This window comes from Rhizobium sp. NFACC06-2 (genome assembly GCF_900101425.1).
Classification (GTDB): domain Bacteria; phylum Pseudomonadota; class Alphaproteobacteria; order Rhizobiales; family Rhizobiaceae; genus Agrobacterium; species Agrobacterium leguminum.
Window position 1 is genome coordinate 50,808 of the sequence record NZ_FMVA01000019.1, and the last position, 19,248, is coordinate 70,055.

Consider the following 19,248-nt stretch of genomic DNA (forward strand, 5'->3'; position numbering starts at 1 on the left):
GTGCGCACGGGTCAACTGACCTGCCACGGGTAATTTCCTCCAGTTTGGATTAGAGTCCGGCCTTTTGAAGGACGGACGCATGAAGAAGCAGAGATTTACGGAAGAGCAGATTATTGCGGTACTGAAGGAGCAGGAGGCTGGCGCGAAGGTGGCGGACCCCTGCCGCAAGCATGGGATTTCGGATGCGACATTTTACAATTGGAAAGCCAAATACGGCGGCATGGAGGTTTCTGAGGCGAAGCGTCTGAAGGCGCTCGAAGAGGAGAACGCCAAGCTGAAAAAGCTGCTCGCCGAGCAGATGCTGGATGCCGCCGCACTCCGCGAGCTTCTTGCAAAAAATGTATGGTCCGCCTCGCCCGTGCAAGGGTACGCGACATCGTAAATAACGATTCCAGTTGCATAAATGTATCCGGCCTCTCGCGAGTGGGCTGCGGTTGCAGCCAGGCCATGATGAGATCCGCACATGCCGTTCCCAATAAATGGTTCGGGCACGAGGCCCGCTTTTTTGCACAGGACTTACGGCATGTTGATCCACTGTTTCGTCATCACTATTCCCGAGCCTTGCAATCGAGCTTGGATCCTCAGGTGAAGGTAGGGTCTCTGCGTTCGTAGAGTGCTCCAGGCCTGGTCAGGACGACCCAGACGATCCGGGCCATTTTAGCGGCAAGTGCGACGACAGCTTTGTTGGGGTGCATCCGAGTCTGAAGGCCATCCAGCCAGCTCCCCAATCGATCTCGTGTTCGGTCGAGGTGCCGAAAGTAGGATCGTGCGCTATGTACGAGAAGCTTGCGAACATAGCGGTTTCCCCGCTTGCTGATGCCGAGAAGCTTCTGCTTTCCTCCGGTCGAGTATTCCCGTGGCACTAGGCCAAGCCACGCTGCCAGATCGCGAGCTTTCTGGAATTGTCGGCCGTTTCCAACGGCAGCCAGAAGCGCAGTTGCGCCCAACGCCCCAATCCCAGGGATCGTCATGAGCCGTCGTGCGACATCCTCGCGACTGGCGATCGCCTCGATCTCGCGTGTGATGTCGCCAATGCGCTGTTCCAATTGGCGCGGCAAAAAGGTCTGCAAGCAGCTTACGCATTGCCGACGAGAGATCGTTGGAGTGATCTTCGAGAGCTTGCGGCAAGTCGAGCTTGAAGAGGCCTGCGCCTTGCCGCAGGGCGATCCCGTATTCGAGGCAGAAAGCTCGCATCTGATTGATCAGACGCGTTCTCGTTCCGATCATCTGATCTCGGACCCTGTGTAAAGCCTGGAGATCGGCTTGTTCCTCGCTCTTGAGTGCCGCAAACCGCATTGTGTTGGTCGCGTGGCAGCCTCAGCAATCACTTCCGCATCGATGATGTCGCTCTTGTTCGACTTTACGTAGGGCTTCACGAACTGCGCGGGGATCAGACGCACCTTATGTCCGAACGCCTGTATCTTCCTGGCGATCCACTGAGATCCTGCACACGATTCCATCCCTACGATCGCCGGCGCTGCGCGTTCGAAGAACTGTAGCAGTGTGTCGCGTCAGAAACGAACCTTCTGGACTGGGACACCATCGCTTCCGAGATCGACAACGTGAAGGATGTTCTTGCCAATATCAATTCCGTAGACAGCCGCTGGGCGCGGCATATTGCGCTGTGACATTGCAACCTCCTTCGGTTTGGCCGCCTCATGATGCGGCAGGAGGACGAGGCGGACCATCCCATTAATGGTAGGCCCGCCGCCCAGCGTGAAGCCGTCGCGCATCTGAAGGCCGTCATGGGCCTCTCGGAGCGGCGGGCCTGCCAGATCATCTCCGCTGACCGGAAGATGGTGCGCTATCGGTCGCGCCGACCGTCAGAGGCCGAACTGCGGAAAAAGCTTCGCGACCTCGCCAACGAGCGACGGCGTTTCGCCTACCGGCGACTGTTCGTCCTGCTCAAGCGAGACGGAGAGCCGTCCGGCGTCAATCGCATCTACCGGCTGTATCGCGAGGAAGGGCTGTCGGTCCGCAAGCGGAAAGCCAGACGGCGTGCCGTCGGCACGCGTGCGCCGATACTGGTCGAAGCGAAGGCCAATGCCCGCTGGTCGCTGGATTTCGTCCACGACCAGTTTGCCTGCGAAAAGAGGTTTCGCGTGCTCAACATCGTCGATGACGTGACGCGCGAATGCCTGGCGGCAATCCCCGACACCTCGATCTCCGGGCGTCGGGTCGCCCGCGAACTGACGGCGCTTATCGAACGGCGCGGCAAGCCCGGCATGATCGTCTCCGACCATGGCACGGAGTTCACGTCGAACGCGATCCTCGCCTGGTCAAAGGAGCACAAGGTCGAATGGCACTACATCGCGCCGGGAAAGCCGATGCAGAACGGCTACGTCGAATCCTTCAAAGGCCGCATGCGCGCCGAACTGCTGAACGAGAGCCTGTTCTTCGGTCTCGGCCAAGCCCGCAGCGCCATTTCCGAATGGGCGGAGGATTACAACAACTTCCGGCCGCACTCATCGCTCGGATATCAGACCCCGGCCAACTATGCCGGGACCATCGCCGCAACCGCGCCAAATGGCGTATCGAAAACCGCCGGTGCTCTAATCGCCGCTGGATGAAAGTTCAGTGGCAGGTCACAACCATCATGATCTGCATGCGATGTTCCTTTCGGGAGGTTCCAGACCGGCGCCTTTGCCAGCCCTTCCTGTCTTCATCTTTTCTCGAAAACAATTTCCGGACCGCCGACCGGCCGGGACGACGCAGGCGGCGGTAGAGCGATAGCGTGGCAGGAGGACCGATCTGGACTGGTTTGTCTCTCCTGCTTTTCTCTTTCTCCTCACTTCTCAATTCGAGCCGACGCTCGAAGGCAATAAATGCTGTCGGTAGCCATGCTTCCAGCTTCATGGACGGGACTAGGTTCGGCGCCCCAGAAGAGCAAGGCCATCGGCGAGCATGCGCCTCAAGATCAGTTTCCTGCTTTCTAGTGCGGCAAAAGAAACTTCGAGGATAGCAACAGCAGCAGGCGATGGTTCATCGATCTGGGCCGACGAGCTTGGTACAGGCTCCTCAACGCGTGCGGCGACAACGACGTGCGTATCGTTCTTTCATTCGACTTGACCGAAACGGTGACCTGTCCGCCGTAGCGGAGGTGGTCAACGCCTGTTTGAGCGGCCTCCTGCTCATCTTGAGCTTCGACCAGCGATGTCTGCGTCACCAGAAAAAACAGCATATGTCCCCGCGATGTAAATTAGTGCAGATCTCCTCCGCGAGGTTGTTTCGGTCAAGGTGAAACTGTTCGTTTGCGGTCGCCCCGAAACAAAAAAGGCGCTCCGACCCGGCAGGAGAGCGCCTTCTTCTGTATCCCGGGACAATATCAAACGCCGCGGCGATTGCTGCGTGCAGGACATCGTCTCATCGGGGGCAGTCAGAAAGGCAATTTCAAGTCGGGATACACAACATCAGCAGTTAGATCTTTCGCCCATCAGGAATGACAGGCGAAACTTCGTGACCACAGATAGCGAGAGCCGGGAGCCGTCGCGCCACGAGTGATTGATCTGGCAGCAGCGCGCCGTGCTCCGATCGACGCTGATCCCGCGTTCCTCTCCGCGGTGGAGGAATGTATCCGCGGAGACATCGGCATGAAGGCTATGCGACACCGCTATCTTGAAATAATTGCTCTTCAGGCTGCCGACCGGCGGGGCCTGCACAAAACAGGCCTCGGCAAAAAATCCCTAGGTTCCTTGGACGAAGCGAACGAAGAATATAAAAATGGGCCTGCGGAAACCGCGGCCCATGAAGTGTGGAGATGTAAAACCTCCAGAGGGGAACAGCTGTTGCGACGGAACTCGGAGGTGACTATCATGTGCATCAGCCGCAGGCATTATGCCTGATTTTTGACCAACTAGAAAACGTTTATGGGCAACGCAGCTATGCAGCAGCGACGATGGTGTCGTGGTCCAGATCTGTCGCCAGTTCAGCCTCGATTGATCGCAGCCTCAGCCGCTTTTCCGGAGAGGTCGCCTGCGAACGCCAAAGCGCCTCCGTCTCGGGAACGGTAGGAAACCAATCGCCGCTGGGCATCTTCAAGCCGCCGGCGGTACTGGTGCTGTTCCCCATTGAAGCCACAGAGAGTCAAACCGTGAGACGGCGCCAAGCGGCGTTACCGTGATCGCCAGATCGATCTCGTAATCGGCGCCAATGCGTTGGAGCAGCCGCTCGTGACTCCATGGCCTTTGCCAAAGCTCTCGCCCGCATAGACGGGATCGAAGCGCCGATCTTTGCCAGATGCAGCTCGCCCCCTTGCTGCAGTTGTAGAAGCTCGAGGATATCCTTCATCAAAGCGCGGCCCGCCTCCTTGCGCTCGGTATATTCTCGTGGGAGCACAGCCATCGTAAAGGCATCTCCGCTTGTCGGCCTAAGCCGCCCAATGATGTCCTGGCCGATCTCACCTATGCGCCGGGTTGAGACCTCGATCTCACGCTCGGCATCGCGCATCTGCCGGCGGACGGCGCATTGTCATCCTCGTGGGCGGCACGCAATCGCTCGAGCCGGGCGATGTCGGCTTCGAGGCCAGCCGTCTGCATCAGCCACTCGTCCTCCGACGCAATGGCTTTCGCCATGGCTGGTTGGCAGTGCCCTCACTAACGTCTTCCAGTCGCCGATAGAGGTATCACCGCAGAGGGCGGCGGCGATGAACCGCACCTTTCGCTCGTTGTTCTGCCACATCGAGGCGTCGAGCGAGCCTTAGGTGGCATATAAGCGAAGATATCGACCTCCTCATGTTGACAACCCCGCTGAGCACCAAGAAGGGCAAATCGATGACGCTCCGGATCAGAACGAACTGCAGGACCGACCGGTCGAAAACCCGGGCGCATCGTTTGACCGCAGGCGGCCGAGGCCCAGATGGCCGCTCTCGAGTGACACACTCGGCGGGGTCGCACTCCGCCTTTTCTTTCTGATCCGAGGCCGGCGCCTGCAGCGCCGGCTCTTCTTATGTCGAAAAGGCAAACTGGCGACGCGCGATCGCGGCCCGTCCCGCTCGGCGGGTTCTGCAGGAGCCCGGTGCCCATGCAACGGCTTTGCCGTCCTCCACGCTGTTGCGGCCTTCGGTGTCTGGTCACACCATTGGCCCCTGACTTCGGACCTCCGTGACGTGCCGCGATAGGCGCGGCCTTAAAAAGAAAAGAAGTCATGCCAAAGAAATCAGAATTGGACCGTGCGGATATCTACACGCGGACCACCGATCGGATCGTCGAGGATCTCGAACAGGGCGTGCGTCCCTGTATGAAGCCATGGAGCGCTGCCAACACCGATGGTCGCATTACCCGGCCGGTGCGCTACAACGGTGTTCCTTACTCGGGGCATGAACGTGCTCCTTCTATGGTCGGAGCAGATGACTCGCGGCTTCTCCTCCTCGATGTGGATGACGTTCAAGCAGTCCCTTGAACTGGGCGGGGCCGTGCGCAAGGGCGAGACTGGTTCAACCGTCGTCTTCGCCAGCCGCTTCACCGAGTCGGAAGCCGACGGAAACGGTAACGAGATCGATCCGGAGATCCATTCCTGAATGCCTATTCGGTGTTCAATGTCGAGCAGATCGACGGTCTGCCCGACAGCTATTATGCGCCGCCCGGCAAGGTTCTTGATCCCGTCGAGCGGATCGGGAGCGCCGATCGTTTTTTCCGCAACACGGGCGCAGTCATCCGGCATGGCGGCAACCAAGCCTACTATTCCCCGGCCATGGACTACATTCAGATGCCGCCCTTCGAGGCGTTTCGCGATGCTGCCGGATACGCTGCCGTCCTCAGTCATGAAGCAATCCACTGGACGGCGGCAGAACATCGCGTAGGACGTGACCTCTCTCGTTACGCCAAGGACCGAACGGAGCGGGCGCGCGAAGACCTTATTGCGGAACTCGGCAGTTGCTTCCTCTGCTCTGACCTCGGAATCGTGCCGGAGCTTGAGCCGCGGTCCGATCACGCATCCTATGGCTATCGGTGCTGGCCAACGATAAGCGGGCGATATTCCAAACAGCAGCTCGCGCACAGCGTGCGGTGAGTTTTCTTCATTCCTTGTAGCCTGAGACGGATGTGCAGGCTGCGGCCTGACGCTCAAGCGCGGTTGTCACCACTGGTGGCGACCGCGTGGTCCATATCACGCTGATCGCTAAGACCTTGCGCAATATCTGCATCCAGCTTTCCCCAGATCGACGGCTTTGCGGTATCGGGCTTGGGCTTGCGGGATGGTTTGCGTTCGACGATGAACGACTTGGTCTGCTGACGCACTGGTCCTCCTGGTTGCGATTCGCGAGCGCAACGATATCTCGCAGGGCGCAATCGGCAAGTGGGCTGACGTGGGCAGGAACGCTTGTCCTCTGATGAAGCAGACAATAAGAACGGTCCCGGCGTGTGCGGCGCAGGATGCGGTTCGTACCCAAGGCAAATGCAGCGGAATGCCGTTGCCCTATCCCTTCCCCGTCAGAGTTTCCGGAAACCCATCTGCGGGCTCGATGAGGCATGTCTGACCGGAGACCGGCTGCGCCTCGATCGTTTTCCCGCAACGGCCACGGCCACTTTTCTTACCCCTGCCGGCTCCGCCGCCATTCCTCTCCAGCTAATAAAAGTGGAAGTTGCCGCCCTCCACTGTGTTCCGGCCTTATCAGGTGCGGTCCGATCGTACCCGGTCTTTGCGACAGCCATCGAGGCCGCGATGGGCGCGGCCCGAACACGAGAAAAGGAAAGCGACAATGGCAACTATCGGCACCTTCACCTCCACCGAAAACGGCTTCACTGGCTCCATTCGCACTCTCGCCCTCAACGTCAAGGCCCGCATCGCCCGGGTCGACAATCCCTCCGACAAGGGCCCGCGGTTCCGCGTCTACGCCGGCAGCGTCGAACTGGGCGCCGCCTGGCAGAAGACCTCCGGCGAGGGCCGCGACTATCTCTCGGTCAAGCTTGACGACCCGAGCTTCCCTGCTCCAATCTACGCAACGTTGATCGAGGTCGAAGGCGAGGAATGCCTCTCCCTCATCTGGTCCCGGTCCAGCCGGGACTGATTGAGGTCAATAGGCTCCGCCGCCGGCGGGGCCTCTTCTGTGCACCTGCTAATCAATATTGGCGAGACGCTTGCCCGCTTCGGCCGCATGGATTGCGTGATCAACAACGGTGGCATCGGGGAAGTGTGCCCGATCGACCGTCTCGATCTCGCGGCCTTCCAAAGGACGATTCGTGCTAACATGACCAGTGCGTTCATGGTCTCGCCGGCCGCATGGCCCCATATCCCGGGATGGCGGCCGGCTCATTTTCATGTCGTCGAGGGCCGCCCGCACCGGCGGCGGGATTTCCGCCGACTTAATGTATCAAAAACCGGCCGCATCGGATCACGGCGAACACCATAGCGCTGGGTCAAGCCATACATGTCGATGCCGGCGGATATATGACCTGGGTGCGTGGTGAGGGACCATGCGAGTTCTGAGGCTTTCAAATCACGGGCTAAGTCGTTGATCCAAGCTGTCGCTAATAACGCTCGGGAATAGAACTTCCTGCTGGGCGATAGCCTCTTTTTCTTTTCTGCAGTACGAGTTCGAGAAAGCGAGTGATCGCGTCCTTTTCCGTGCCGAACACTTCCGTCATCTCCCGGCCTGCTTTGCCAATTCGTCCCCATCTCCGCACCACGGCGGTTTCCCCGAACAAGGTTGGCTGTATCGCAAGCATGTAGTACCGGGCCATGTTTTGGCTGGCGTCGATCTTCCGAGAATAGAGCTGGTAGCTGTAATAACCCATACCGAAAGATCGCCGATGTTCATGCAGTGGTCCAACGACACTTTTGAATCGAATGTTCGCTTCCGATTCATTTTTGTGATGAGTGTCCTTGAGCGGTCAGTTTTATTCTGGTGGACCAGTTTCGCCGCACAAATCTCATCGCATTGCGCCGGAAACCGCGGTTTCGGCCGGAACCGGTTACAGTTCGGCTACGATTAAGGCCGGTTACTCCCCGTGTTGTGCATAATTGCACCGCGCCAGCCGTTCCGGGGCGCCAATACGACACTCCAGCATCGGCAATCGGCATCGGAAAAGGGATCGTGACGCCCTTCAGCTAGAGCGTGTCACCGTCGTAAACACAGGTCGCCTATCTTCCCATACCGCGACAGGAACGACGCTCTCAGCAAATCGCCTGCTCCTGCAGTCCCAATCGTCACTCTGTGATGAGATGCCGGTGCAGAAGCGACTATGGAATGCGTTTTCAGCCTTCAAAAAATTGATAAAGGCCCGCAGGGGCGATGGGACAAGCTGCCGGCCCGGGTAATAAAGATATGGTCCCGTGAACCACTGCCACCACGGTTGGAGTATTGGTTCAAGCTCGCCGCGTTCAAAATGTGGGCGCAGCCGATCCTCGAAAAGAATGATAACGCCGAGGCCGTTGAGGGCCGCTTCGACGCCCAGGTCCGCCGCAGTCCCGGCACTGTAGATCAATTGTCCTTCCGGCTCGACGCGGTAAATCTCTTGATCCCGTTGATACTCCCAAATCTCAAGGTTTCCGCGGCTGAAGCGTCCGCGGATCCAATCGAGCTTCATCAAGTCCCTTGGCTGTTCAGGCCGGCAGTGAGCATCGAGGTAAGGCGGAGACGCTGCAGTTGCAAAGCGCTGATTGCGTGGCCCGATAGGGATGGTGATCATGTCCTGGTCAAGCCGGTCATCGTACCGGATCCCAGCATCGCAGCCTGCCGCAAGCACATCAACCAAATCGGTCTGAGCGGTGACGTCCACGCGAATGCCGGGATGCTTCTTCGAAAACGGAGGCAGACAAATCGGCAAGAACAATCGCGCTGCATTTGTCGGTACGTTCAGGCGCAATACCCCTGCCGGCTGGTCCCGAGGGGAGGCAACATCCTTCATCGCGTGCTGCAGTTCCGCAAACGCGGGCAATGCGCGATCGAGGAGGCGTTGGCCTTGCTCTGCGGGCAGGACGCTGCGCGTCGTTCTATGAAGAAGCCGTACCCCTAGGCGACGTTCAAGACGGCGCACCGCTTCGCTCAATCCAGATGGGCTCGCTTGAAGAAGCGTGCGGCCTCCCGGAATCCTCCGGCCTTTGCGACTGCGGCAAAAGCTTTTAGTTCGCCAATGTCGTCACTCAAGAAATTTTCCTTCCAGAACAGTGATTGCACTCGCACTCACTGTGCCTCCATAAGCGGGGAATATCGACTGTTTTCGTCAAACTTTGCGAATCGTCGAGCAAGGCTGTGCGTTTTGGAGGGACTAATGCGCCGTCGTCTCCGTACCCAACTTAAGCCCAACGCGGCTGGTCGGCACGCGAGCAGTAGCTAAGTGGTGGGGCACGATCAGCCACTGGAACGAGAACCGCAAAGGCAAGCTCAAATGGTGAGAGAAATTCTTACACTCGGCATGGTGGTCGTTGTGGGCGCGGTTGCCTGGTCGGCCGAACAGCCCGTTCCGGCTTCCAAGGGGAGTGGAGCGGTCAAATTCCTTGCGCTAACCTCCGATGACGGGCCGACCGAGGTTACATCTCGCATCCTGGATGTGTTGAAAACGCGTTGCGCGAAAGCGACGTTCTTTCCTATCGCGGGAAACGTCCGTAACGATCCAGCGGTGATGCGACGAATGGCGTTCGAAGGTCATGCAGTCGGGAACCACACGATTAGTCACGCCCGGCTGACCGAAATGTCGCCGGACGCCGCTCGCGCCGAGATCGAAGACGCGAAAGAGCTGCTGACAGAGGTAACAGGTCTAAAGCCGACCGTATTCAGGCGCCCATACGCGGCGCTGAACGATCATGTTCGCGACATCCTGCGCAGCAACAGCATGACGATCATAATGTGGAGCATAAACCCGGAGAGGTTCGCGTCCAGCGCCTCGGCGGTGCGCGGTCGCGTCGTTGAAGCTGCCCGAGATGGAGACATCGTCTTTTTGCACGACGTCTCTCCCCGAGCCGCGGAGGCGACGCAGGAAATTGTCGATGAACTTTCGGCCAAAGGGTTTGAATTTGTGACAGTCCCCGAACTGATCAGGCGTCGCGGCAAATTCTAACCCGGATCGACGTACGAGACGGGGTGCGGCACCACGTGCCGATCGATAGGTACCCGATTCCCATTTTTTAACGCACAGCATCAGGAGCAACTTTCTCATGGATATAGGTGAGAACCGATTGCTTGGGCGGCACGTCGCTGGCAATACCGGCGAGGCGGATCGTCTCGCGTGTCATGGCGATGATGATGGCTACGACGCCACCAGCCAGTACGCTCATACCGGCAACCTTGATATTGGTTGAACCGTTGGCGGCGAACAAAGCGACGACGCCAATCGCGGCGGGAGCAATATAGGGCAGGGCAATCCCGACACGGCCCAGCATTAGCTTCGCCTTCGCAGATGTTCCGAGTGCCGCCAGCCGATGTTCAAAACCTGACATCAGAGCCATCGCAGCGATCATGATTGCTGCGGGCAGGATCGCCAGAAGCAGCCTAGTCGCCGTCATTGCCAAAGGCCTCCGCGCCGATTGCCGCCAGTCGGGCTTTCTCCGTCTCGTCGCCCTTGATCCGCCTGCTGGCGTCGATCAGCAGGCCAAGCAGCAAAGAACGCTTCTCGTAGCGCAGCCCCGCCTTGACGATCAGGCCGCCGAGTTCGATCTTTTCGCGCGTGTCCTTTTTGCGCGCATCTGATGTCATCGCTTTGGCCATCCGCTCAAGCCTCACCAGCCCCGCCCGCATCCGCGCTAGGCGACTGCGCCGTGGGCGGCTCGCCGCCGCTTCTGCTCTCGCCGGCATTCTTTCTCCCGGTCGTAGTAACTTTGCCTCCGCGAAGACGTTGGGTCATCTCCTCGAAGGCATCCTGAAGCTCGGCTTCGTCGATCTCGATCTCCCCGAGGCCAGCCTTCAGCGCGATCCTTCCGATGCGTTCGGCTTCACGGGTCTCCGCCTGCTTGAGCTGATCCTGCAATCTGGCGATTTCTTCCCTGATCCTTGATGATGGTTTCTTCATTCCGGTTGCTCCTCTGAACTCTGGGCGTTGCACTTGCGACGCCCAGATTCTTCCGGATGCGCAGAAAAGGACATCTGCAGATCTGCAGATCGCCAATGGCGATGCTTTAGTGAATGATCCCGGCCGTTCCGAAGGAATGGCTCCAAGGGCGCAATTATACGTCGCAACGCGACGTGTTGCTTTCATGGCCAGCTGGGGCGGGCTCTACCGCCACTCCCCGACGAACTTGGTTCTAACCGGGAGCGCCTTCGCCGTGGCCATCGCCCATTTCTCAGCCAGCATCGTCAGCCGCGGCTCGGGCCGTAGCGTCGTGCTGTCTGCGGCGTACCGGCACTGCGCGAAGATGGAATATGAGCGCGAGGGCCGCACCATTGATTACACTCGCAAGCAGGGCCTGCTGCACGAGGAGTTTGTATTACCCGCCGGCGCCCCGAGATGGGCTCGGGTGCTGATTGCCGACCGTTCTGTCTCCGGAGCGTCGGAAGCCTTCTGGAACAAGGTCGAAGCTTTCGAGAAGCGTGCGGATGCGCAGCTTGCCCGCGACCTGACGATTGCGCTTCCGCTGGAACTGTCGGCGGAACAGAACATCGCCCTGGTTCGGGATTTTGTCGAGAAACACATCCTGGCCAAGGGCATGGTTGCCGACTGGGTTTATCACGACAATCCCGGCAATCCGCATATCCACCTGATGACCACATTGCGGCCCCTGACCGAGGACGGGTTCGGGTCTAAGAAGGTTGCGGTCATTGGCGAGGGCGGCCAGCCGGTCCGCACGAAGTCCGGCAAAATCCTGTACGAACTTTGGGCCGGGTCGACGGATGATTTCAATGTGCTGCGAGACGGCTGGTTCGAGCGGCTGAACCAACATCTGGCGCTCGGCGGCATCGATCTGAGGGTTGATGGCCGTTCCTACGAAAAGCAGGGCGTCGATCTTGAACCCACTATCCATCTTGGCGTCGGGGCCAAGGCGATCGAGCGGAAGGCGGAGCAACAGGGCGTCCGGCCGGAGCTCGAACGAATTGAGCTGAACGAGCAGCGACGCTCGGAAAACGCCCGCCGCATTCTGAAGAATCCCGCCATCGTGCTCGACCTGATCACGCGGGAAAAGAGCGTCTTCGACGAGCGGGACGTGGCCAAGGTCGTGCATCGCTATATCGACGATCCCGCTGTCTTCCAGCAGCTGATGATCGGGATCATCCTGAATCCGGACGTGCTGCGGCTGCAGCGCGACACCATCCATTTTGCAACCGGCGAGAAACTGCCGGCGCGCTATTCGACGCGAGAGGTGATCCGGCTGGAAGCGACGATGGCGCGGCAGGCCATGTGGCTGTCGGCTAAGCAGACGCATGCCGTCTCCGAGGCTGTACTGGGTGCGACGTTCCGGCGGCATGAGCGGTTGTCCGACGAGCAGAAAGCTGCGATCGAGCGCATTGCCGGACCTGCCCGTATCGCTGTGGTCGTCGGACGCGCAGGCGCCGGCAAGACCACGATGATGAAGGCGGCCCGTGAGGCCTGGGAGATGGCCGGATATCGCGTCGTTGGCGGCGCGCTTGCAGGCAAGGCGGCCGAGGGTCTGGAGAAGGAAGCCGGCATCCAGAGCCGCACGCTCGCGTCATGGGAGCTGCGCTGGAACAGGGGTCGTGACGTCCTGGACGACAAGTCGATCTTCGTTATGGACGAGGCCGGCATGGTCGCTTCGAAACAGATGGCTGGGTTTGTCGATTCCGTCGTAAGGACGGGTGCGAAGATTGTGCTTGTCGGCGATCCCGAACAGCTCCAGCCGATCGAGGCGGGCGCTGCCTTTCGCGCCATTGTCGATCGCGTCGGTTATGCCGAACTCGAAACCATCTATCGCCAGCGCGAGGACTGGATGCGGAAAGCATCGCTCGATCTTGCACGCGGAAATGTCGGCCAGGCCCTCGCTGCGTATCAAGGTGAGGGCAGGGTACTTGGCTCGCGATTGAAGGCCGAAGCCGTCGAGAGGCTGATCGCCGACTGGAACCAGGATTACGACCAGTCAAAGACGACGCTGATCCTCGCCCATCTGCGCCGCGACGTTCGCGTCCTCAATGTGATGGCTCGCGAGAAACTCGTCGAGCGCGGCGTTGTCGGTGAGGGCACGATCTTCAAGACGGCCGATGGCGAGCGCCGTTTCGATGCCGGTGACCAGATCGTCTTCCTGAAGAATGAGGGAGCGCTTGGGCTCAAGAATGGCATGATCGGCCAGGTCGTTGAGGCCCAACCGAACCGCATCGTGGCCGTGGTCGGCGAGGGGGATCATCGGCGGAAGGTGATCGTTGAACAGCGGTTCTACAACAATCTCGATCATGGCTATGCAACGACGATCCACAAGTCCCAGGGCGCCACAGTCGACAGCGTCAAGGTACTGGCCTCGCTATCTCTGGATCGCCACCTGACCTATGTGGCGATGACCCGCCATCGCGAGGATCTGCAGCTCTACTACGGTACCCGGTCCTTCTCCTTCAACGGCGGCCTGGCTAAGGTTCTGTCCCGAAAGAATGCCAAGGAGACGACGCTCGATTACGAGCGCGGCCAACTTTATCGTGAGACGCTGCGCTTCGCCGAAAGGCGTGGCATGCACATTGTCCAGGTCGCTCGCGCCCTAGTCCGCGACCGGCTTGACTGGACTCTGCGTCAGAGGGCGAAGCTAGTTGATCTCGGCCAGCGCCTTAGCGCCTTCGCCGCACGTCTTGGCTTCACCCAAACCTCGAAGACCCAAACGATGGAGGCCGCACCCATGGTCGCAGGCATCAAGACATTTTCTGGTTCTGTTGCCGATACGGTCGGTGACAAGCTTGACACCGATCCCGCCTTGAAACGGCAATGGGAGGAAGTCTCGGCGCGTTTCCGTTACGTCTTCGCGGATCCTGAAACAGCCTTCCGGTCGATGAACTTCGATACTGTCATGGCAGACAAGGAGATGGCGAAGCAGGTCCTGCAAAAGCTCGCGGCGGAGCCGGAGACTATCGGTCCATTGAAGGGCAAGACCGGCATTCTCGCCACCAAGTCGAACCGCGAGGCACGCCGGGTCGCTGAGGTCAATGTTCCGGCCTTGAAGCGGGATCTTGAGCAATATCTTCGGATGCGCGAAAGCGCCGCATTGAGGCACCAGGCGGACGAGCAGGCGCTGCGTCAGCGGGTCTCGATCGACATTCCGGCGCTGTCGCCGGCAGCGCGTGTTGTGCTGGAGCGGGCGCGTGACGCCATCGACCGCAACGATCTGCCGGCCGCGATGGCCTACGCGCTGAGCAATCGCGAGACCAAGCTCGAAATCGACGGCTTGAACCGGGCGGTGACCGAGCGGTTTGGGGAACGGACGCTGCTGAGCAACGCGGCGCAAGAGCCTTCGGGAACGCTGTACGAAAAGCTTTCCGAGGGTATGAAGCCGGAGCAAAAGGAACAGTTGAAACAAGCCTGGCCGGTCATGCGGACAGCGCAACAGCTCGCGGCCCACGAGCGCACCGTCCAGTCGCTAAAACAAGCCGAGGAACAGCGTCTTACCCAGCGTCAGGCGCCGGTGCTGAAGCAATGAGACGGAGGCGCATGCTTCTGTTTCCAGCGGGTGCCGCAGTGGTAATGTCCATAGTTGCGGCGACCGCGTTTACGGGTGGCTACCGCCTGAATCTGACCCCCAGCGAGCCGCTCGGTCTTTGGCGTATCGAAGAGCTTGAGCGTCCGGTCGCTATCGGCGATCTCGTATTTTTGTGCCCGCCCACGACAGCCGTGTTCGCAGAAGCATGGCGGCGGGGATATCTGCGCCGAGGGCTCTGCGCCGGTGGCTTTGCGCCGCTGATCAAGACAGTCGCAGCACTTGCCGGACAGCGTGTCGACATCACCGATCACGTGCTCGTCGATGGTCGCCTGGTTCCCGCATCGTCTGTGTGGCGCACGGATGGCGAGGGCAGGGCGATCAATCCCGATCCCGGGGGTGTCGTGCCGCCGCACCATCTCTTTCTTCACTCACGCTTTGCGAGTTCTTATGACAGCAGATATTTTGGTCCGGTTCCGGATTCCGGTCTTCTCGGCCTGGCGCGACCGGTCTTCACCTTCAATCCGTGAACAGAGTGACGACGATATGCCTGCGCTCCCTACTCTCACTGGAGAGAGGCCGAGACCTCAAAATAGCGACGATTGATGGTACTTCGGTGGGATGGTAGATCGCGAAGCCGAATAGGCACGCGCTGTGGAAAGCCTGCTTGATGATGCGCTCGTCGTAGCCTTTCAATACCTCTTCCAAGCGACCGCATATCCGAAGTAGCTCGAAGATCGTCCAGATATTTGTGATTTCTAGATTCACCGCGTATTCTGCTCCTCGCTGTTCAGGAGCAGAACGACTTTTCGAGAAGCTCACCCAAGCGCATCACGCCGGCTTTTAGGGTTAGGGATAAGCCGTCTTCGTGCAAATGCGCCATGAACACCTCGGCTGGCGTTTTGTCGCCGAGGCACTTTCGCGGCAGATCGTTGAGGTGGCGGGCAAGGTGAGTGAGGTCTCGTTGGGAGATGGTTGCTAGATCCGTATCGCCTGGCTGAACCGGCGAATGCGCTTGTTTGCATTGCGCTGACCGACTCCTGTGATGCCGCTATGAGCTGCCAGCGCTTTGTTGGCACCGGCTTATGCTGTTACAAACTACTACAATTTCAACCTGCGCTGCGAAATTTTCGCGACAGATGCAAGGTAGCTTCCTCAATCGAAAACGGAGCCGATAGCTCAAACTCGCCAGCCCGTCCTCGACGGGACAAGAAACTCGACAGGATACAGGCATGGAACATTTCGGAGAAGATTATGTAGGCCGCCTGGGCCTTACCCGGCACAGTATCGCCCGGGTTTTCCTCGCTGACGCGCTGCTCGTAGCGGTGGTCCTAGGGTTGGGCTTGACGCTGAACTCGGTGGCGGCCTGACACTGAATCCGACAGTTTCAGCTTCTCCTGACTACAGGGCTAGGCTATGTGACGTGTTCATCCTAGCTGTCGGTCTGAAACGTAATAATCTACGCGTCCTGAAGAACGGCCATGCGCCGTCATCTCGAATGGCCGGGATCTCGCAGACAGAGCGGACAAAGCGAATCCCGCCTCATGCTTTGGAAAAAATGAGGGGATTCCGGCGCCTCATAGTGGAAACCGTTCGACGCCTCTGTTCTCGACGAACGAGCCCAACCAGGTACGACGATCTGACCGAAAGCTGGACCGAGCACTCAGAAACGCCCATATAACATCAGCCTAACGCTGTCGACATCGGAATCGGCAAGCCATCCGGAAAAGGCGCGTCCTCAATCGAGTATTCAGTCCGACCTCGGTGCCAGCCCAGGTGTGAGCTTTCAGCAGGTACAGAAATAATACGAAAAAGATACCAACCGGGTCTCTCCGAGCATGCTCACCGACATCGCCCGCTTCCTTCAAGTGGACGTCCGTACCTTTTTTGCCGGGACTGCCCTTCAAGACGGCGGCGATTTGATCCGCTGCGTCGAGCCGGAGGACCCTCGCCTCACTTGTGAGACGATCTTGCTGACGGAGGCTTTCCTGCAGCCAGGTGACGCCCGGCGTCGGCGAAAAGTTATCGATCTTGTGCGGGCTATCGCAGCTTCGATCTCCACAATCGACTAGACCAATTCCCGCATGCGACCGAGCAAACTTGATGGCTCCCGAACATTAAGGGACTGGTCCTGTCGGTCACCAAACAAAAGGAAATTTGAGCTGACGGTATTTATTCCGCCCCGGCTCAACTCGATACACTTGGTTACAAATTGGGTCGGCGCTGCGAAATTTTTGCGACACACTCGCGGTAGCTTTCCTCAGCAGCCTGGTTCAGCTGGGAATTCTATGGATGAAAGGGATCCGGGATCACGCCATGCGGGACAGTGCCGAATGACTAAAACGCTCGTTTCCTGCATGTCTGCCAATTTCAAACCACCTGGAGTGTTGAATGACTGGAATGCCAGAACGCGCAAGAATTCTGCCTTCCACTGCAGGCCGCGAGAGTTTGTCGTCCGAAGATCGCTTCCTCCAGTGGTCGAGCAGTCGATCGGAGGCTTGCTTGCCGTCACCGCTACTTACGGCGGTCACCGCCTACATCGAGGAGCAAGGCGGTGGTGAGGGTGTGTTTCCAACGCTCATCGATGGTTTCAATATTGTTCGCTCTTTCCACACAATGATGCCTATGCCGGCGCTCTATCGGCCTTCCCTGTGCGTCGTGCTTCAGGGAGCGAAGGAAATTCGCCTCGGCGAAAGCAGGCTTGATTACCGCGCGGCGGAATGTCTGGTGGTCAGCATCGAGCTTCCGGCCAAGAGTCGGATTGTCGAAGCAAGCCCGGAAGCGCCCTTTGTTGGAGTAAACATCGATTTGGACGTTGCCATAATGCGCGAGGTTTTTGCACAGATGGACATGCCACCCTCCTCCACCATGGATCCGGGTACCTGTATTCTTGTAGGCAAGATGGACGATCCGATTTCAGACTGCATCATCCGTCTCATCCGGATGACGAAGGCACCGAAAACCATTCCGATTCTATATCCGTCGGTGATGCGTGAGATTTGTTACTGGTTGCTGAGTTCACCGTACGGAGAAGAAATCTGCAAGCTGGCGCTACCGAAATCAAATGTCGACCGCGTCGCTAAAGCGGTTTCTGTTCTACATGCGAGTTTCGCACAGACATTGCCGGTGGAACACCTCGCGGCGATTGCGGGGATGAGCCCCTCCTCATTCCAGCAGCATTTTAAGGCATTGACCTCGATGACGCCTCTTCAGTTCCAGAAACAACTACGTCTGGTGGAAGCGAGGCGGCTGATGGTAGCCGAGGCTGCTAACGTCACAGAGGCTGCGTATAGGGTCGGCTACGAAAGCGTCTCGCAGTTCAGTCGAGAATACTCGCGGAAATTCGGAGTCGCGCCTAAACAGGATGCCATCAACCAAAAGCGTCTCTACAGCGACTACGCGAGCCGTAGTGACCAAAGCAGCCAAGAATTTTCGCCATGATCGATCAGAGACGGCTACTCAATTCTCGGTTGTTCTTGCTCTGATATAGTCGCCGAAACGGGCGGTCACTGAACCCTGTTTTGGCCCACTGCTCCAAACTGCGTCGTAGCCAGTGCATCAACTGTGCGGCGACTCATATCACTAGCCAAAAACGTGACACGGCCTCTCATCCTTTTATTTTCTCACATGATAAGGCAAATTCTTTCCTTTTCAGGCGGGTCACTTTTGCTTCCACCGGAGCCATTGGGTGCAAAAGGGTAATGCGGCACGACCCGACTGGTTCTCTGCACTCCTTCACTGTAAAGAAGCGCGCACGCACGAAGTTTCGGCCACAGCTGACCCGTGGTAGCTACGGCGAGAGGCTCTGACCTGCTACAAGCACCCGAAATCACAAGCCCGAAGAGCTGAAATTGGTGCGGCGCAACGTAAACTCGCTTTGATTGTATTCATCGTTTTCAAGCTTCACCTTGGAACCTCGGCCATCGAATTCGCCGTCGCGGCGCCGGGCGTCAGCGATGTCATCGTTTGAGCACGGGCACAAGATTGCGCTCGCCCATGCTCATCAGTTCCTCGATTTCGAAGCACTGGAAGGCGCCGAGCCTCAGACCGTCCTCCTCGGCGTCAAGAAGCTGCCCCATCGGACCATCGACAGTGTAGTGGTGCAGCGCGTCCTTGATCTCTCACATTTGGACACCCGAGACGAAGTCAGAGAGCGAGCAGCCGCGCGACTCGGCCATAAGCCCGATCTGTCGGGAGATAGCGTTGCGATAGTCCGGAGTGATCGTCACACCCCGCAGCGCCACCAGCATCTCGATCCACTCGCACGCCCAGGCGCGGTCCGCACCGGAAGAGAGGTCAGCCAGTGGGCAGAAGGACAGTACCCTCCCCCCTGCCTCCGGCGCATCGCCACTGATCTGGTAATGGTCGCCGTCGACCCCCAGAGTCAGTGGCAGCATCGAGCCTCCCTTGTCGAAGGTGAAGACCTGCGCATCGGCGTAGCGTCGGAACTGCGCTGCAATCAGTGACAGCAGCGTTGATTTACCCGAGCCGGTCGGACCGAAGATCAGCGTGTGGCCGACATCGTCGACATGCAGGTTCAGCCGGAAGGGTGTCGACCCGCTGGCGACCTACGGAGGCGATCCAGCCGGATAGAAAGGCCAAGGTGCTACCGGACTTCCCGACCACAAACTGTTGAGCGGAATGAGGTCGACGAGGTTGCGGGTATTGATCAGTGGTTCGGGGATATTGGCGTAGGAGACTCCGGGCAGGCTGCCAAGAAAGGCATCCGTGGCATTTAGTGTCTCGATCCGCGCTCCC

12 protein-coding genes and 9 pseudogenes are annotated in these 19,248 nt (G+C 58.8%); 10 read left to right on the forward strand and 11 right to left on the reverse strand.

Annotated features, from left to right (window positions below; translation table 11 throughout):
* Positions 1–79 precede the first annotated feature (79 nt).
* Positions 80–343 (forward strand): annotated as a pseudogene (locus tag F3H58_RS23615) (transposase); the annotation flags it as partial.
* A 238-nt stretch (positions 344–581) separates the two neighbouring features.
* Here the strand turns inward: F3H58_RS23615 and F3H58_RS23620 are convergent.
* Positions 582–1,631: pseudogene (locus F3H58_RS23620) on the reverse strand (IS110 family RNA-guided transposase).
* 72 nt (positions 1,632–1,703) lie between these two features.
* Here F3H58_RS23620 and F3H58_RS23625 point away from each other — a divergent pair.
* Positions 1,704–2,570: pseudogene (locus tag F3H58_RS23625) on the forward strand (IS3 family transposase); the annotation flags it as partial.
* A 362-nt stretch (positions 2,571–2,932) separates the two neighbouring features.
* On the opposite strand, the gene F3H58_RS23630 reads toward F3H58_RS23625, so the two are convergent.
* Entirely contained in the window at positions 2,933–3,181 is a 249-nt protein-coding gene (locus F3H58_RS23630; RefSeq protein ID WP_149743982.1) for a hypothetical protein, read from the reverse strand.
* A 316-nt stretch (positions 3,182–3,497) separates the two neighbouring features.
* Between F3H58_RS23630 and F3H58_RS23635 the strand changes: the two genes are divergently transcribed.
* On the forward strand, positions 3,498–3,842 hold the full coding sequence (locus F3H58_RS23635) for a hypothetical protein (protein WP_149743983.1): 345 nt from the start codon (positions 3,498–3,500) through the stop codon (positions 3,840–3,842).
* 37 nt (positions 3,843–3,879) lie between these two features.
* On the opposite strand, the pseudogene F3H58_RS23640 reads toward F3H58_RS23635, so the two are convergent.
* A pseudogene (locus F3H58_RS23640) lies at positions 3,880–4,748 on the reverse strand (lactate dehydrogenase); the annotation flags it as partial.
* A gap of 394 nt (positions 4,749–5,142) precedes the next feature.
* On the opposite strand from F3H58_RS23640, the pseudogene F3H58_RS23645 reads away from it, so the two are divergent.
* A pseudogene (locus tag F3H58_RS23645) lies at positions 5,143–6,026 on the forward strand (ArdC family protein).
* Positions 6,027–6,059: 33 nt separating this feature from the next.
* On the opposite strand, the gene F3H58_RS27335 reads toward F3H58_RS23645, so the two are convergent.
* Positions 6,060–6,233: a hypothetical protein gene (locus F3H58_RS27335; RefSeq protein ID WP_188129050.1), complete on the reverse strand. Its 174-nt coding sequence runs from the start codon at positions 6,231–6,233 to the stop codon at positions 6,060–6,062.
* Positions 6,234–6,694: 461 nt separating this feature from the next.
* Between F3H58_RS27335 and F3H58_RS23650 the strand changes: the two genes are divergently transcribed.
* Positions 6,695–7,003, forward strand: a complete 309-nt coding sequence (locus F3H58_RS23650) for a DUF736 domain-containing protein (RefSeq protein ID WP_149743984.1) — start codon at positions 6,695–6,697, stop codon at positions 7,001–7,003.
* 39 nt (positions 7,004–7,042) lie between these two features.
* Positions 7,043–7,345: an SDR family NAD(P)-dependent oxidoreductase gene (locus tag F3H58_RS27755; protein ID WP_149743985.1), complete on the forward strand. Its 303-nt coding sequence runs from the start codon at positions 7,043–7,045 to the stop codon at positions 7,343–7,345.
* Between the two features lie 118 nt (positions 7,346–7,463).
* Here F3H58_RS27755 and F3H58_RS23660 read toward each other — a convergent pair whose 3' ends face one another.
* A complete protein-coding gene (locus F3H58_RS23660; protein WP_149743986.1) occupies positions 7,464–7,730 on the reverse strand; it encodes a WGR domain-containing protein in 267 nt (88 codons plus the stop codon).
* Between the two features lie 462 nt (positions 7,731–8,192).
* Positions 8,193–9,082, reverse strand: a pseudogene (locus F3H58_RS23665) (LysR family transcriptional regulator); the annotation flags it as partial.
* 241 nt (positions 9,083–9,323) lie between these two features.
* On the opposite strand from F3H58_RS23665, the gene F3H58_RS23670 reads away from it, so the two are divergent.
* Positions 9,324–9,992 carry a polysaccharide deacetylase family protein gene (locus tag F3H58_RS23670; RefSeq protein ID WP_149743987.1) on the forward strand — a complete coding sequence of 223 codons (669 nt, stop codon included), beginning with the start codon at positions 9,324–9,326 and terminating at the stop codon, positions 9,990–9,992.
* A 103-nt stretch (positions 9,993–10,095) separates the two neighbouring features.
* Here the strand turns inward: F3H58_RS23670 and F3H58_RS23675 are convergent.
* The 3 genes and pseudogenes from F3H58_RS23675 to traC all read right to left on the reverse strand — a co-directional run.
* A pseudogene (locus F3H58_RS23675) lies at positions 10,096–10,437 on the reverse strand (Ti-type conjugative transfer system protein TraG); the annotation flags it as partial.
* Positions 10,424–10,639 carry a type IV conjugative transfer system coupling protein TraD gene (gene traD, locus F3H58_RS23680; RefSeq protein WP_188129051.1) on the reverse strand — a complete coding sequence of 72 codons (216 nt, stop codon included), beginning with the start codon at positions 10,637–10,639 and terminating at the stop codon, positions 10,424–10,426. The gene traD and the pseudogene F3H58_RS23675, both read right to left, overlap by 14 nt.
* A gap of 4 nt (positions 10,640–10,643) precedes the next feature.
* Complete coding sequence (traC, locus tag F3H58_RS23685) at positions 10,644–10,940, reverse strand: conjugal transfer protein TraC (RefSeq protein WP_149743989.1); 297 nt, start codon at positions 10,938–10,940, stop codon at positions 10,644–10,646.
* Positions 10,941–11,193: 253 nt separating this feature from the next.
* Here traC and traA point away from each other — a divergent pair, with 253 nt between their 5' ends.
* Positions 11,194–14,493: a Ti-type conjugative transfer relaxase TraA gene (gene traA / locus F3H58_RS23690; RefSeq protein WP_149743990.1), complete on the forward strand. Its 3,300-nt coding sequence runs from the start codon at positions 11,194–11,196 to the stop codon at positions 14,491–14,493.
* 11 nt (positions 14,494–14,504) lie between these two features.
* Positions 14,505–15,020, forward strand: a complete 516-nt coding sequence (traF, locus tag F3H58_RS23695; RefSeq protein WP_502706423.1) for a conjugative transfer signal peptidase TraF — start codon at positions 14,505–14,507, stop codon at positions 15,018–15,020.
* A gap of 332 nt (positions 15,021–15,352) precedes the next feature.
* On the opposite strand, the pseudogene F3H58_RS23705 reads toward traF, so the two are convergent.
* Positions 15,353–15,516: pseudogene (locus tag F3H58_RS23705) on the reverse strand (IS30 family transposase); the annotation flags it as partial.
* Between the two features lie 1,476 nt (positions 15,517–16,992).
* Between F3H58_RS23705 and F3H58_RS23710 the strand changes: the two are divergent.
* Positions 16,993–17,931 (forward strand): AraC family transcriptional regulator, encoded by a 939-nt coding sequence (locus tag F3H58_RS23710; RefSeq protein WP_149743993.1) that lies wholly within the window; start codon positions 16,993–16,995, stop codon positions 17,929–17,931.
* A gap of 527 nt (positions 17,932–18,458) precedes the next feature.
* Here F3H58_RS23710 and F3H58_RS23715 read toward each other — a convergent pair.
* A pseudogene (locus F3H58_RS23715) lies at positions 18,459–19,247 on the reverse strand (conjugal transfer protein TrbE); the annotation flags it as partial.
* Position 19,248: the final 1 nt, after the last annotated feature.

Excerpts from the sequence above, each read along its gene's own strand:
- F3H58_RS23630 (WP_149743982.1), bottom strand. The coding sequence starts at position 3,181 with ATGCTGTTTTTTCTGGTGACGCAGACATCGCTGGTCGAAGCTCAAGAT.
- F3H58_RS23650 (WP_149743984.1), top strand. The coding sequence starts at position 6,695 with ATGGCAACTATCGGCACCTTCACCTCCACCGAAAACGGCTTCACTGGC.
- F3H58_RS23660 (WP_149743986.1), bottom strand. The coding sequence starts at position 7,730 with ATGGGTTATTACAGCTACCAGCTCTATTCTCGGAAGATCGACGCCAGC.
- F3H58_RS23670 (WP_149743987.1), top strand. The coding sequence starts at position 9,324 with ATGGTGAGAGAAATTCTTACACTCGGCATGGTGGTCGTTGTGGGCGCG.
- traD (WP_188129051.1), bottom strand. The coding sequence starts at position 10,639 with ATGGCCAAAGCGATGACATCAGATGCGCGCAAAAAGGACACGCGCGAA.
- traC (WP_149743989.1), bottom strand. The coding sequence starts at position 10,940 with ATGAAGAAACCATCATCAAGGATCAGGGAAGAAATCGCCAGATTGCAG.
- traF (WP_502706423.1), top strand. The coding sequence starts at position 14,505 with ATGCTTCTGTTTCCAGCGGGTGCCGCAGTGGTAATGTCCATAGTTGCG.